The organism is Butyrivibrio sp. NATIVEDY162 (assembly GCF_045999815.1).
GTDB lineage: Bacteria > Bacillota > Clostridia > Lachnospirales > Lachnospiraceae > Butyrivibrio.
The window spans coordinates 1041249-1055490 of the sequence record NZ_CP172573.1 but is presented as its reverse complement, the minus strand read 5'-3'; the positions used below and the strand labels follow the sequence as shown (position 1 = coordinate 1055490).

Annotated in this window: 7 protein-coding genes; 6 read left to right on the top strand and 1 reads right to left on the bottom strand. The window is 40.2% G+C overall.

All coding sequences use genetic code 11. The features are described 5' to 3' along the window. The first annotated feature begins 4 nt into the window (after positions 1 to 4). The 6 genes from ACHCNF_RS04285 to ACHCNF_RS04260 all read left to right on the top strand — a co-directional run bounded on the left by ACHCNF_RS04285 (position 5) and on the right by ACHCNF_RS04260 (position 11831). Positions 5 to 835, top strand: a complete 831-nt coding sequence (locus ACHCNF_RS04285) for a class B sortase (protein WP_408071555.1) — start codon at positions 5 to 7, stop codon at positions 833 to 835. 182 nt (positions 836 to 1017) lie between these two features. Further along, positions 1018 to 3222 carry a leucine-rich repeat protein gene (locus ACHCNF_RS04280; protein WP_408071554.1) on the top strand — a complete coding sequence of 735 codons (2205 nt, stop codon included), beginning with the start codon at positions 1018 to 1020 and terminating at the stop codon, positions 3220 to 3222. A gap of 66 nt (positions 3223 to 3288) precedes the next feature. Then, positions 3289 to 5373 (top strand): Ig-like domain-containing protein, encoded by a 2085-nt coding sequence (locus ACHCNF_RS04275; protein ID WP_408071553.1) that lies wholly within the window; start codon positions 3289 to 3291, stop codon positions 5371 to 5373. Positions 5374 to 5644: 271 nt separating this feature from the next. After that, a complete protein-coding gene (locus ACHCNF_RS04270) occupies positions 5645 to 7528 on the top strand; it encodes a leucine-rich repeat protein (RefSeq protein ID WP_408071552.1) in 1884 nt (627 codons plus the stop codon). A 192-nt stretch (positions 7529 to 7720) separates the two neighbouring features. Beyond that, the gene (locus ACHCNF_RS04265) at positions 7721 to 8278 is read left to right on the top strand and encodes a CAP domain-containing protein (protein ID WP_408071551.1); all 558 of its coding nucleotides are present in this window, start codon (positions 7721 to 7723) and stop codon (positions 8276 to 8278) included. A 397-nt stretch (positions 8279 to 8675) separates the two neighbouring features. Beyond that, on the top strand, positions 8676 to 11831 hold the full coding sequence (locus ACHCNF_RS04260; protein WP_408071550.1) for an insulinase family protein: 3156 nt from the start codon (positions 8676 to 8678) through the stop codon (positions 11829 to 11831). 172 nt (positions 11832 to 12003) lie between these two features. Here ACHCNF_RS04260 and ACHCNF_RS04255 read toward each other — a convergent pair whose 3' ends face one another. Continuing rightward, positions 12004 to 14217 (bottom strand): glycoside hydrolase family 3 protein, encoded by a 2214-nt coding sequence (locus ACHCNF_RS04255; protein WP_408071549.1) that lies wholly within the window; start codon positions 14215 to 14217, stop codon positions 12004 to 12006. Positions 14218 to 14242 lie beyond the last annotated feature (25 nt).

The following is a 14242-nucleotide window of genomic DNA, read 5'->3' as shown; positions in this document are numbered from 1 at the left end:
CACAATGAAGGAAAAAGAAAGCAGAAATAACAAAAGAACACTGGGAAATATTGTGAGAGGAGTACTCATCATAGCGCTTGTTGCTTTGATCGCCTATGAGGGAGTGATGATATATCGCGACCAGAAGGAGTACTCTGTTGCAACAAACGAGTATGCGAATTTGTATGAGAAGTACGTAGAATCTGCGGAAGATGATGACACTGATGAGGCGCAGAAAGGGATGAGCATATGGCAGGATGCATATCCAAAACTCAATATTAATCACTCTGCATTAAAAGAGAAAAATTCTGATTATATCGGATGGCTCTATTTTCCAGCCTTATCAAAGGTGAGCTATCCTGTGGTTAAGGAGCAGCAGATCGATCAGTACCTCTATAAGACCTTTGAAGGAACGCCGAACAGGGCGGGGTGTATTTTTATGGATGTACTTAGCGATGGGAGTTTCTGCGGACTTAGCGACATGGTCTTTGGACACAATATGAAAAACGGCTCCATGTTCGGATCTCTTAAAACCCTGTATAAATCAGATAAAAAAGATGTTTTAAAGGATAATCCCTATATATATGTTTACACAGAGGACAAGATATATAAATACAGAGTATTTGCGTATTATACAACAGTTAACGGCTCCGACAGCTATATGGAAGTGACGGACCATGATAAGTATGACGAGTACATTAAATACATAAGAAGATGCTCACAGATTGAAATACCTGAGGATATCAGTTTTGATGAATATCCGTCGCTGCTTACCTTATCGACATGTTCAGGCCAGTCGGGGAGCGGCAGAAGATTTGTAGTACACAGTGTGAAAATAGAGACCTTTGATAATTGAAAGACTAATTATTAAATCACAAAATAAGAAAAATCAAACAATTGTCCTTTTTTGTACGAAATTTATGAAAATATTATAGAAAATTCAAATGTATAGTTATACAATATCCTATGTAGGAATTGAAAAATAAATACCAAGTATATATTTGTTTGGTGTCATGACTTGATTGAGGGGGAAAGTGCATGAACAAACGTATATCAAAAGGGAGAACTCCTTTAGTGGCAGCTTTGGTACTGTCATTAATGGTGAGTTTTTCCGTATTCTCATATTATCCAAAGACATCTCTTCGGGTTTATGCAGCGAACTATGATCTTCCAATCGGAGACCATGAAGGTGCAGCATCGGAGGGATCATTCAGGACAGCTCAGTCTGATTATAATCCGGCACAATCCAGAATAAAAAATAGTGCTAATACGCCTGTGGTCGACCATGGCTATTATTATGGAAAGCTAAGCACACCTGAAAAAAGAGATCTGTATGATGCTATTTTTATAGGCTGTGACAGCTCAAGGCGTCTTAAGAAAGGTGATAGTCTTCCAAGCTATACCTCGGAAGCAGCTGTTGTAAAAAAAGGCGGGTATCTTTTTTATACAGGAACAAGCAGCAGAAGCAATTACTACTTCAATGATAAAGATACCCAGGAGGCAGGTACGGTAGTAAATGAAGCAATTGAGGCTCTTTGCTATGATCATCTTGCTAATGTTGAGTACTATATGTGCGAGTGGAACATCTATGAATTTGAGACAAATGGCATATATAAAGACTACATAATCATGCAGGAAACTACCAATGACGATTATGCAGCTATAGACAAAGAAATAGTTAATAAAGCCAAAGAATACGCCGGAACCGTAAGAAATCTCGGGCTTATAAGAAAAAACAGTAAAGCGGTAACAGTCCTTAATGTTCATGACTGGTATACAAAACAGCTGGAGTATGGCAGAGCGCAACAGATAAATAAGGGATATTTTAATCTCTGTCACACGGCTTATGGAGCACTTTGTCAAAAAAAGGCAGTATGTGACGGCTATTCCATGGGATATGCGCTTATTCTTAAGGAGCTTGGGATTAGTGCAAGAGTTGTTACCGGATATGTATATTTGGCAAATGGCGATAAGGGCGGACATGCCTGGAATATGGTTGAAATCGACGGCAGCTGGTACGAAGAGGATACGACCTGGGCAGATACCAAGGGAACCGGCGGCGCGAATTTTATAGAGCATTCATACTATAACAGAACAACTGCTGAGTATACTGCCGGAATAAATGGGAACAAGCATTTAAGAGAGGTTCCTTATACCGGAAGGGTGATGGATATAGCTACAGGGACTACCTATACTTATGAGGCTACTTTAAAGATAGCTGCTACCCCGGATATTGATGATGATAATGATGATAACGGTGGAAGCGGCTCAGGAGACAATGGTGGAAGCGGCTCAGGAGACAATGGCGGAAGCAGCTCAGGAGACAATGGCGGAAGCGGCTCAGGAGACAACGGTGGAAGCGGCTCAGGAGATAATGGCGGAAGCGGCTCGGGAGATAACGGCGGAAGCAGTTCAGGAAGCGGCTCGGGAGATAACGGCGGAAGCAGTTCAGGAAGCGGCTCGGGAGATAACGGTGGAAGCGGTTCAGGAAGCGGCTCAGGAGACAACGGCGGAAGCAGTTCGGGAAGCGGCTCGGGAGACAACGGCGGAAGCAGTTCAGGAAGTGGTTCAGAAGATAACGGCGGAAGCGGTTCAGGAAGCGGCTCAGGAGATAACGGCGGAAGTAGTTCAGGAAATCAGTCAGGTGGAGGAACTTCTAACGGAGGAAATTCTCAGACAGTTACAGAAGACACTGAATCTCCGGCGAAGGTTGATATAGAAAACGCAACAGCAACATCGCAGTCTGTTAACTGCAAAATAAACTCAGACGGCGCGGTATCGATAAGCGGTATAGTCGATAAAAAGAGCACCTCTGTAGTAATTCCGAATACAGTTACAATCGAAGGAAAAGAATATCCCGTTACTAAGATTGATGCCGGTGCATTTAAAGGTAACAAGAAGCTCAAAAAAATAACCGGTGGTGCCAATATTATTTCCATAGGTAAAGACGCATTTGCCGGCTGCAAAAACCTTAGAAGTGTTGACCTGTCAGGGGCTGATATAAAGACTATAGGGGCAAAAGCTTTTAATGGATGCGGTAACCTCAAAAACATAAAGCTAAACGGAGATTATCTTAAGAAGGTAGGAAGTAAAGCATTTAATAAGCTTTACAAAAACGTGAAAATAACAATCTTTGCTAAAAGCCAAAAGGCATACAAAAATATAGTTGCAAAGGTTACTAAGGCAGGGGGAAACAAAGCGAAGTTTAAATACAAGAAATCACTGGGAATTAAGTACACCTAAAAAAAATAAATGTCTCGAGTGGTATATTCTTGGCAAAAATATTAAGTAAAAAAGAGAGGGTTTCATATGAGTAATTGCAGAAAAGAGACACGAAATTTATGGAGTATTGGTTGGTTAACTCTGGCTGCTATAGTATTCCTGCAATGCTTTGTCGTTTTTCTTGGAACAGGCTCTATCGATTCTAAGGCAAAGACACTGCCGACCGGAGATCTTAGAAGAGTTGAGGTACCTGACCTTATTCAGTTGGAAGTTCCTGAAAATATTGAAAGGCTGACACATAAGAAAATATTAGCCGGGGCTCCGCAACAGGGCAGATATTATACTAATTATATTAGTGGAGAGTCAGTAGCAAAGGAGATATATAAGGGAATGCAGGGAGCTGCTCAAAACTATGCTCCTTACGGAACCGACAATAGAAAGATTGATTTTGACAGTCCATATATGTATTCTTTTGAGATTACACAATCAGTGTACAATGAATTGCAAATTCAGGATGAATTTGACAAGGCTTATAATCATGCTATGGAAGCTATTATTTACGACAATATTGATAAGATAGAGCTCACTATGTGCACATTTTATGTAAGCTGGGGAATTTCAACTGATGATAATAAATACTATTTGGGAGTATTTGGAATTGCTTCTACTAAAGATAATTATGCTACGATGAATCAGAGACTTAAGAATGCCAGAGTGAGATTTTGGAATAATATTACGAAAAAAACTGATAAACCTGTTAACGAACTTATTATTCACGATGCATTGCTTGACCATATTACTTATGATTATGAAGGCTATGAAGTACAAAATCCTACTCACATATGTCATACAGCATATGCAGCACTCGTGCTTGGTAAGGCGGTATGCGATGGCTATTCACAAGCGTTCACATATCTTCTTGATTATGAAGGTATTAATATTGAATCTGTTGTTGTTACCGGCTTAGGTGACGGAGGGGGACATGCATGGAATAGAGTAAAGCTTGACGGGAATTGGTATGAAGTTGATACAACCTGGGACGATGCTGATGATACGCTGGATGAAGATGATAGACATGATTGGTTCAATAAGACAACACCGTTATCGTATCATGAAACTCCGGAGCTTTATATTGGTAATCTCATGAATGATATACGTGCAACAGGAACAACGTATACTTATGAAGCTTTAAAAAACAGTTATATACCACAGAGGGTAACTACAATCACACGAAGCCCTGAATCAGTAGCTTTAACGGTGGGAGAAAGTGCTCAGGTCAAATGGGCAGTTAGCCCTGGGACAGCTACTAATAGAAATGTAAAATGGCTGACATCCAATAGCTCTGTTGCAGACGTTGATGATGGAGTAATTACAGCAATTGGTCCCGGAACGGCAACGATTACAGTTGTAGCAAGCTCAACCTCATCGGTTTATTCCACTATATCTGTCAAGGTGGCAAGTTTGGTGTCCGGTATACAGCTTGATAAGAGTGCTCTTACTTTAAATATCGGAGATAGTGCTACTTTGCTTGCACAAATTCTTCCAGAGGATGCAGGAAATAAAAAATGCCGTTGGACTACATCGGACTCTGCTGTAGCTACAGTTGATAACGGACAGGTAACGGCATTAAAGGATGGAACTGCTACAATCACTGCTATATCTGACGAAAACAGTAATATAACAGCTTCCTGTATAGTAAGTGTTGCTAAGGCAAAAGGTGGTTCTATAGTTATTAAAAATGGAGCTGCGACCGGTAAATATACGGTAACATCGGGAGATGTTCCTTCTGTTATTTACAAAAAGGAAACCAATAAAAATGTTAAATCAGCTTCAATTCCATCAAACATTACTGACGAGAATGGAGTTGTTTATACAGTAACAGAAGTGGGTGCAAATGCATTTAAGGGGCTTAAAAAGCTTAAGAAAGTTGTAATTGCTGAGACTGTTACCCAAATTGGTAAAGGTGCTTTTAAAGATTGTGGAAACCTTAAGACCATAAAAATAAAGGGCGGAAATCTTACAAAGGTCGGAAGCGGAGCTTTCAAGAACCTTCATAAGGATGTAAAGATTACTGTATATGCCAAGAGCAAAAAGGAATTCAACAGGATTTCAAAGAAAATAAAGAAGGCCGGAGCTAAAAACGCGACATTTAAATGGAAGAAAAGTAAATAACATGGAAAACTGATTAATCAATCATAATTAACTCATGCCCTGCAGTTTCTGCAGGGCATTCTTTTTTATTATGGCTAATTTCCTGAAACAAAGAACGTTATCGTTGAAGTTTATAATTTTTTAATTATTATTTTTAAGGCGGCAGTGATAAAATAAGCGGCATCCAACAAAATAAATACTAAATATGATTGCATGTTTTTGTGATATCAGTTTTGCGGGTTCTGTAGGATATAGCTGGGATAGTGACCGATAATTTCAGTTGTGAGGTTTTATGAGAGGAATAATAAAGGATAAAAGGAATAATTGGAATAGAGTAGGAATCATTCTTGTGCTTCTTTTTTTCTTGAAGGGAGTCTGTGTCCTCACAGGTGCGTTTTCAATTACCGCCATGGCAGCGTCTTCCCATACAGGAGATATTGTTGTAGTTGAGCCTCCAAAGCCTGTTGAAATCGAGATTTCTACAGGACCGACCGGTGCAAGGAATTATTTATCCCTGAAAAATACTTCGCGTTATGGCAAATACTATAGTTATTTATCAAGTGACGATGAAAGAATAATGTATGACGTCATAGTGGGCGCTGTAAATAATTATGCTCCTTATGGTTCAAATCCACAGGAATTAGTGCAGGGAAGCGACTATTTTTATAAAGCCCGTGTCACAGAAGAGTTTTACAATGAGCTTATTGAAACATGCAGTAATTATAATGCTTTCAGAACAGCATTTAACAGGGCTAATGAGGCCGCTCAGTACGATAATGTTGATAAGATTGAGTTTACAATGTGTTGCGTATACTTCTATTTTATGAAAACTCCCACAAATGAATTCTATTTGGGATCATGTGCTGTTGCGTCAACTACAGATGATTACAAGGCTATGGATCAAACTCTGAAAAATGCAAGAGCAAAATTCCTGAGTAATATTGCGGCAACAAGTGAAGCACCGGTTAATGAGCTTGTTATTCATGATGCTCTGCTTGATCAGGTGACATATGACGTGGATGGATATTCATCGGGACAAGGACAGCACTTATGTCATACAGCCTATGGAGCCCTGGTTAAGGGATTGGCAGTATGTGACGGATATTCCATGGCACTGCAATACCTTCTTGATTATAAAAAAATTGATAGCGTCATTGTTACAGGCGAAGCTAATGGCGGAGGTCATGCCTGGAACAGAGTAAAACTTGGATCTGACTGGTATGAGGTTGACGCTACCTGGGATGATGACGAAAAGAAGCGAGATGACAATAAACGTCATATGTATTTTAACAAGACAAAGATGGATGATCATAAGACAGAGGAAGTATATCTGGGATATCTTATGGGATCAACTACTGCCTTTGGCACTGAGTATACATATGAAAATATCAAAAAAATCTACAGTGAAGTTCAGATGACCGGAATTACTGCCAGCGAATCCAGCCTTTCAATGATTCCCGGGCAGTATGAGGAAGTGGAAATAAAAATCAGCCCCGCGGATACAACGGATCGAAATGTAAAGTGGCAAACCTCAGACAGCAATGTGGCAGTAGTTGAGGATGGCAGAATAAAGGCTGTTGACTATGGAACGGTACAGATTCTGGTCGTTTCAAACTCCAATCCGGCAATAAAAACTACAATAGCAGTCAATGTAGCTGAAACCGAAGCCTTTAAAGACCAATCAAAAGCAGACACAGACAGTGAGGCTACAACTGCAAAGGAAACCGGAAGCGAACTAAATATAAGCACAGGCTCTTCCGGTGGTACATATGTGGTAGTAGCAGGTGAGGAACCATCTGTAGTTTATAAGAAGGCGAATGATAACAAGGTTAAAAATATTATAGTTCCTGAGTCAGTTACCGACGAAAACGGATTGGTTTACAAGGTTACTGAAATTGCACCCGGGGCTTTCAAGGGATGCAAAAATCTAAGGAAGGTAACAATTTCCGCAAGCGTTGTTAAAATCGGAAAGGATGCCTTTAAGAACTGTAAAAAGCTTAAATCAATAGTGATAAAAGGAAATTTGAAAAAGGTTTCCAGCGGAGCCTTCAAGAATCTTCCTAAGAACGCAAAAGTCACTGTTTATGCAGCTTCCGGGAAGTTATATAACAGCATTGTAAGAAAATTAAAGAGAGCAGGAGCAACCAATGCGATCTTTAGACGGAAGAAATCATGAACAAAAAATGGAAACTATTTTTGTTAGATATTTTAAGATTCGCGAGAATACCTATATTGAAAGAAAAAAATAAAAAAAGCAATCATAAATGTAATTTTGCTTGATAATTACATTGACATTTATGATAAAAATGTTATTATTGTTATAGGTTATTTATCAAATGAATTAGTTTCTGTGACTGGAGGAATGAACATGAAGAAGTTTAATCGTGTAATAGCTACAATGGTTGCAGTCGTTATATCACTTAATGTAATGGCTTGTGGTGCTGAGAAGGTAGCTAAGATTGATGACGTAGCTGCTCTCAGAGGTATAGACGAGGATACTGAGAACATCTACATTGATGATGAAGCAATTGCTCTTGCGGGAGAGGCCGCATCAAGCCAGGCCGCTTTAGCAGCAGCTCAGGCAGCATTTGCACTTGTTAATCAGAAGCGCTCTGCAGCAGGTCTTTCACAGCTCTCATGGAGTGAGGCACTTACACAGGCAGCACTTGTAAGAGCTCAGGAGATTGTAGGTACATTTTCACATAACAGACCAAATGGTACAGCATGGTACACTGTAAACAGCAGCATTATGTTTGGCGAGAACCTTGCTAAGCTTTATAACACCGGTGATTCAGTAGTTGCAGCATGGATGGCTTCACCTACCCACGCAGCAAACATCATGGAGGCCGGCTTCAATTCAGTAGGTATCGCCGTATATCAGGCAGAAAACGGCAACTGGTACTGGGCACAGGAATTTGGATATTAATTCAAAACCAGGCGAATAAAAATAAAGAGACAGACCCGAGCTTGCTCGAGGCTCTGTCTCTTTATTTTTATTCATGTGGCGCGAAGCGCCAGCGAGGAAATGCTTGCATTTTCGATCCTGGTTTTGAATTAAACAGTAAGGCAAAAAATATAGACAGACCCGAGCTTGCTCGAGGCTCTGTCTCTTTATTTTTATTCATGTGGCGCGAAGCGCCAGCGAGGAAATGCTAGCATTTTCGAGCCTGGTTTTGAATTAAATAGTAAGGCAAAAAATATAGACAGACCCGAGCTTGCTCGAGGCTCTGTCTATATTTTTTTATAGTAATTTAATATATTGAAAAATGCAGAATGTTATAATTTTATTGTGCCGTTGAGTCTTTTGAGAAGGGAGACTGTAGATGAAGAATAGAATAATTGCCATTCTATGTATTTGCATGCTTGTATCAGGATGTGCCAAGAGTGCAGTAACTGATAACGACAGTATGGCTGCCCCAAATGCAGTAACTGATAGCGGAAGTACTGCTGCTGAAACTGCAGCAACTGACAGCAGTAGCACAGCTGCCGAAAGTAAGAGTGAAGCATCGGCAGAGGATACAACAGGCATAAGTACTGACAATCCGGAAGATGCTAAAGTAAATGATATGGCCGTAGGCGAAACATATCATGGTTTTTTACTAAAAGAAATTAACGAAAGTAAGCTCTTAAATTCGACCATCTATAGCTTTATTCATGAAGGAAGCGGGGCAGAGCTTGTTTATATGAAAAACGAAGATCCCGAATGTTCATTTACTATAGGATACAAAACTCCCTATGTAGATGAGACAGATACAAATCATGTTTTTGAGCATGCGATAATTGGCTCATCAGATAAGTATCCATCAAAAAATCTTTTCTTTGATCTTTCGAACAAATCCTATGCAACATATATTAATGCTTCCACAAGCTATACGACTACCCTTTATCCCATTTCAAGCTATAGTCAGGAGCAACTGATAACCTTGATGGATGCATACATGAGCTGTATGGTAGCACCGGGAGTTCTTAAGGATGAGAATTTATTTAAGAGAGAAGCAATCAGATTTGAGCTTGATGATCCGGACGGGGAGATAGGAATAAACGGTACGGTTTATGCAGAAGATTTTGGCCTGTTATCCAATCAGACCTTTGCGGTATATAATGCCTTGTTAGACGTCTTATACCCGGGCGAAATAGCATCAAATAATATTGGAAGGGCTCAATATCACTACGATGATCTGACATATGAGCATACTATTGAGACTTATGAGAGATGCTATCATTTTGATAACAGTCTTATATGCCTTTATGGGAATATGGATATAGACAGGTTCCTGGCATTCCTTGACGATGAGTACCTGTCAAAGGAAAAAGTGCATGGAACTGATTTGAGCAAATATGATGATCCTGTTACAGAGGCAGGTTATGAAGAGGTTGTGACAAAGTACCCGGTATATGAAGGAGATACTGTCAAAGATAATGGTTTGATTGAATATGCGGTAGATCTGCAGCTGGCGCCTTATGAAGAAGTGATTGAGTGGAAAATTTTGGCATCAATTCTTAACAGCAAATCTTCATGTCTGAACCAAAAACTGTTGGAGGATAATATTCAAAATTCTGTAACTGTAAATGTGATCAGTGAAACCCGGAAGCCTATTCTCAATTTTGAGATGGAGCATGCTAATGAAGACCAGATGCAGACATTAAAAGATATAGCTCAGTACACCATAGAAGAAGTATCAAAAAATGGTGTGCCGCAGGGACTCATAGATGCAACTCTGAAAGACGAGGAACTGTCCACGGTTTTCAATAGAGATAAAACACATTCAGGAGTATCTCTGTCCATGACCATTTGCACGTATTGGTCTATATACGGAAAAACGGATTACTTTAAAGTTTATGAAGAAGTACTTGATAAAATAAAGGCAGATAAAGAGCAGAATATTTTCAAAAAGCTTGCAAAAGATGCGATTGAACCAAGAAGAAGTGCACTTGTTGCAGTTATTCCCGAAGCCGGTTTGGCTGAGAAGTACGAAGAGGATCTTCATAAATATCTTTCAGATATGAAAGCAAATATGTCTGAAGAAGAAATTGAAAATCTGGTGGCTGAGACAAAAAGCTTTAATGAATGGAATGAAGAGGAAAAAGCAAATAATGATTTCATGATAGATCCTCAGCTTATAGAGGATGTAAAACCTGCTACAGTTCTAAAAGATGAACAGGAAGGAATTACATTTTTTAAGAGTGAGGTTGATTCTAAAGGTGGTTCATTTTATAAAATATTTTTTGATCTGAGTGGAATGACAAGGGAAGAACTGATAGCGCTCAATGCTTATTCTGATTTATGGTTTGATGTAAAGACATCGAAATACGATACGGACAGCCTTGACCTGTTATCTTCAGAGCTCTTGTATAATTTCTCAAGCGGATATGTATATCCTGATGAAAATAAAAGTGATTATGGAAGACCTATGCTTGCCATAAGCTGGAAAGGACTTTCAGAAGACTTTCCAAAGAGTTTGGAGCTGTTACTCAATATTATAAGGGAAACGGATCTTACAGACAAAGATGCAATCAGATACATATTGACAAGAAATACTGAAAACTATGACACTTCCAGAGGCGATGCGTTTTCTATGTCAAAACTTTACAGTACAGCTGCCAATACTGGATTAGACTCTGATACAAATAAATTTATCCTTGATATACGTGGCCAGGATCTGTATCACTATATCTCGGATATTGTTCCTATGTTTGATGATGATGAAAAGTTTGATGAGATACTGGCTGAATTTGACAGTATAAGGCAAAAAGCTTTTTCCAGGACAAATATGATATTTGGGATAGCTGCTTCGCAAGAGGACTGTGTGGAAATAGAGAAAAAAGCTATGGAAATACTCACAGAACTTCCGGAAAAGCCTGATAATGCAACAGGTACATATGAGCTTCCGGTACTTGCAGCAAATACCGGCGTCTGTGTGGAGGCATCGCAGAATTATACGCACTTAATCTGCAGCTTTTATGATAGAGACGATTTTAAGGGAGAGTACATACCATTTATTTACGCAGCCAATGATAAATACGTAATTCCAAACATCAGATTTAAAATGGGGGCTTATAGTGCAGCGGCATATGCCAGTGTTCCTACCGGATTTTTAATTGGAATGTCATATTCTGATCCAAATGTAAAGGCTACAATTGATGTACTAAAGGGTATGGATGATTTTATAGGGACTGCCGATCTTACTGAGGAAGAACTTAAGGGCTATATATTACTGGCCTATGCTGATCTGAATAGCTCGATAGGACAGTGGGAAAGTGCCATGCGCTACATCAACAGAGCTGTATTTGGATTGGATGAGACGAAATTCCTGGAGAGAGTAAACGGCATGAAAAAAGCAAATCTTTCAATGCAACAGGAAGCCGCAGGCATATATCAGGATCTTTTCAAGGATGCAACGATTGCAACGTTGGGAAATGAAAGTAAGATTAAAGCTGATAAGGATGCATTCGATGAAATAATAAACCTGAAGGAATGACGGTTGGCATAAACTAGTTTTCTGACAAGAAAAAATATTTTTTAAGATGAAAAAATGAAGAGAGCTCAATTGCTATAAACAATGCTGAGAGCTCTCTTCATTTATGAGTATTAGAAAATTACATCGAAGACGAAAATAAGCATTTCTAAATGGATGCCTTGGGGCCTGGCTGTTACATTGAACGGGAAGCTACATATTTATCATAGCGCTCATCTTTTATGGTACCGGACCAGTTTAGGCCAAAGCCAAAATCATAACTGTTACCTTCAGAATCTACGTAAGGCTCATAATCAAAAGGCGTATCCTCATGGTGCTTCTCAATAGTTTCCATGTTCTTTGGAAGCTGTACAGGCAGCATGGCTGAGGGCTCATATCCTCCACTGATTATGGTCAGTGCTGCTTTTGTTTCTACGCCGAAGTTTACAAGAATGGCATCAGCATACTCTTCAAATTCTGAAACCATGCAGGGATTGTTCATCCTGATAACTACAATTACAGGCTTATTTCCCATTTTATTTTTGGTATCAATGACAATGTCAAGATCAGAGCTGTTGGCAGGCTTATTGGTTTTTCCAAGGTATGAGCGATTAGGATTGTCCTTTTCTCTGAAATCACCCTGTCCAATGCTTTCCGCCCTGGCAGCTGTGGCAGTATATTCACGGTATTGAAGTGTCACAGGTCTGTATCCGGTCTCCTTTGTGTAACCATCACTTATGGGGCTCTCTATGAAGCATATTGCAAAGTCTGCTTCATCTGCATTCTCGGTTACATCATAAAAAGGTTCTACATCTGCGGGATTTGCACCCTTAAGGTCTTTTGCTTCTTCTATAAATCGCATAAAGCCTTTATGTGCATCTATATGACGATCGGGGATATAAACCTTTTTCCTTCCCGAGACGGGAAGAGCGCCATTGTTCTTTACCATTACAATACTCTGCAGCTGAGCTTTGAAACCTTCTTCGACAAATTCATCACATCCAAGAATCGCTTTGCTCTCGTTGCTGTCAAGGTAAGGATTCTCAAAAAGCCCGCAGCGGAAGCTGTTTACAAGGAGCCTTGCGGCACTCTCCTTAAAACGCTTTTTCATCAGATCTTCGCCATGACGCTCACAGCCGATTCTGTAAGCTTCCAGTATAGGCGTGATGTTGTTGTTTCCGCCAAACTGGTCAACACCATTTTCAATTATTTGAAGGTGTCTTTCTGCTTCTGAGAGATTTTCTGTGCCGTAACACCTTGAACCGAATGAATCGAGTTCATTATCAGGGTCAGCTGTTATGCCCCAGTCTGTGCAGATAATGCCATCAAAGCCATATTTTTCCCTTAACAGATCGCCTATGATGTACTTGCTATAGCTGTTTCCGAAGTTTTTGCCTGACGGATCTATACCGTTACTTATAGTGTAGTAAGGCATTACTGATGAAGCCTTTGAGGTTCCGCCATCAAGTTTGAATGCACCCTCTAAAAACGGCTTTAAATGCTCCTCAAAATTGTTACCGGGATAAACTGCGAATTTTCCAAAGCCGTAGTGAGCATCTCTTCCCGACTCGCAGGGACCGCCTCCCGGCCAGTGCTTGACCATGGCTGCAACGCTTTTACAGCCCCAGCCGCTTTTGTTATTATCAGGATCTGTCTGAAGACCTTCACAATATGCCTTAGCATAGTCGGTCACAAGCTTCGAACTTTGACCCCAGGTATCAGCAACTCTCATCCATCTGGGTTCTGTGCCAAGGTCTATCTGTGGCCCAAGCTCTGTTGTTATTCCAAGTGCACGGTATTCAGTTGCCGCAACCCGGGCAAATTTTTTTACCAGCTCCGGTGAGAAGGTAGCTGCAAGACCAAGCCCCAAGGGCCATTTGCTGGTATCCTTTGCCTCGGTTTTGAATTCAGCAGAGGCACTTCCCGCACCATGTCTTGGATCCGTGCTTATGTTTACCGGGATAGCATGTGGCATTTCTTCGCACAGTGCCTGCATTTCGTTGTTCCAGTTTGCTGCAATTTCACCGTTTTTCAGAACCATTGCAAGTACATATCTAACATGATCGGTTGTTAAAAATTTCTTTTGCTGATCAGTAAGATCAGAAGGAGCAGCTCCGCTTTCTTCAAAGGTTTTTCCGCCATTATAGGTTGCTCCGAACCAGCCGCCTGTTTCTGCAGGAACAATCTGGTGAGCACTGTACATCATAAGACCTGCAATTTCCTCAATTGAGAGTCTCTCTGCCAGGTCTGCGGCTCTTTCCTCGGGAGACAATCGCCAATCCTCATAGGGAAGGAGAGCGCCTGTACCCTCTGAATCCTTGAAATAAAGGCCATCCTTTTCAATTACTCCTTTTTTGGAATAACCGATGGTTGGCCCGTTTTTGTTTTCTTTTGTTTTGAAATTGATCATATTTTTTTCCCCACTTTTTGCTTTT

Excerpts from the sequence above, each read along its gene's own strand:
- ACHCNF_RS04275 (WP_408071553.1), top strand. The coding sequence starts at position 3,289 with ATGAGTAATTGCAGAAAAGAGACACGAAATTTATGGAGTATTGGTTGG.
- ACHCNF_RS04255 (WP_408071549.1), bottom strand. The coding sequence starts at position 14,217 with ATGATCAATTTCAAAACAAAAGAAAACAAAAACGGGCCAACCATCGGT.
- ACHCNF_RS04280 (WP_408071554.1), top strand. The coding sequence starts at position 1,018 with ATGAACAAACGTATATCAAAAGGGAGAACTCCTTTAGTGGCAGCTTTG.
- ACHCNF_RS04260 (WP_408071550.1), top strand. The coding sequence starts at position 8,676 with ATGAAGAATAGAATAATTGCCATTCTATGTATTTGCATGCTTGTATCA.
- ACHCNF_RS04265 (WP_408071551.1), top strand. The coding sequence starts at position 7,721 with ATGAAGAAGTTTAATCGTGTAATAGCTACAATGGTTGCAGTCGTTATA.
- ACHCNF_RS04270 (WP_408071552.1), top strand. The coding sequence starts at position 5,645 with ATGAGAGGAATAATAAAGGATAAAAGGAATAATTGGAATAGAGTAGGA.
- ACHCNF_RS04285 (WP_408071555.1), top strand. The coding sequence starts at position 5 with ATGAAGGAAAAAGAAAGCAGAAATAACAAAAGAACACTGGGAAATATT.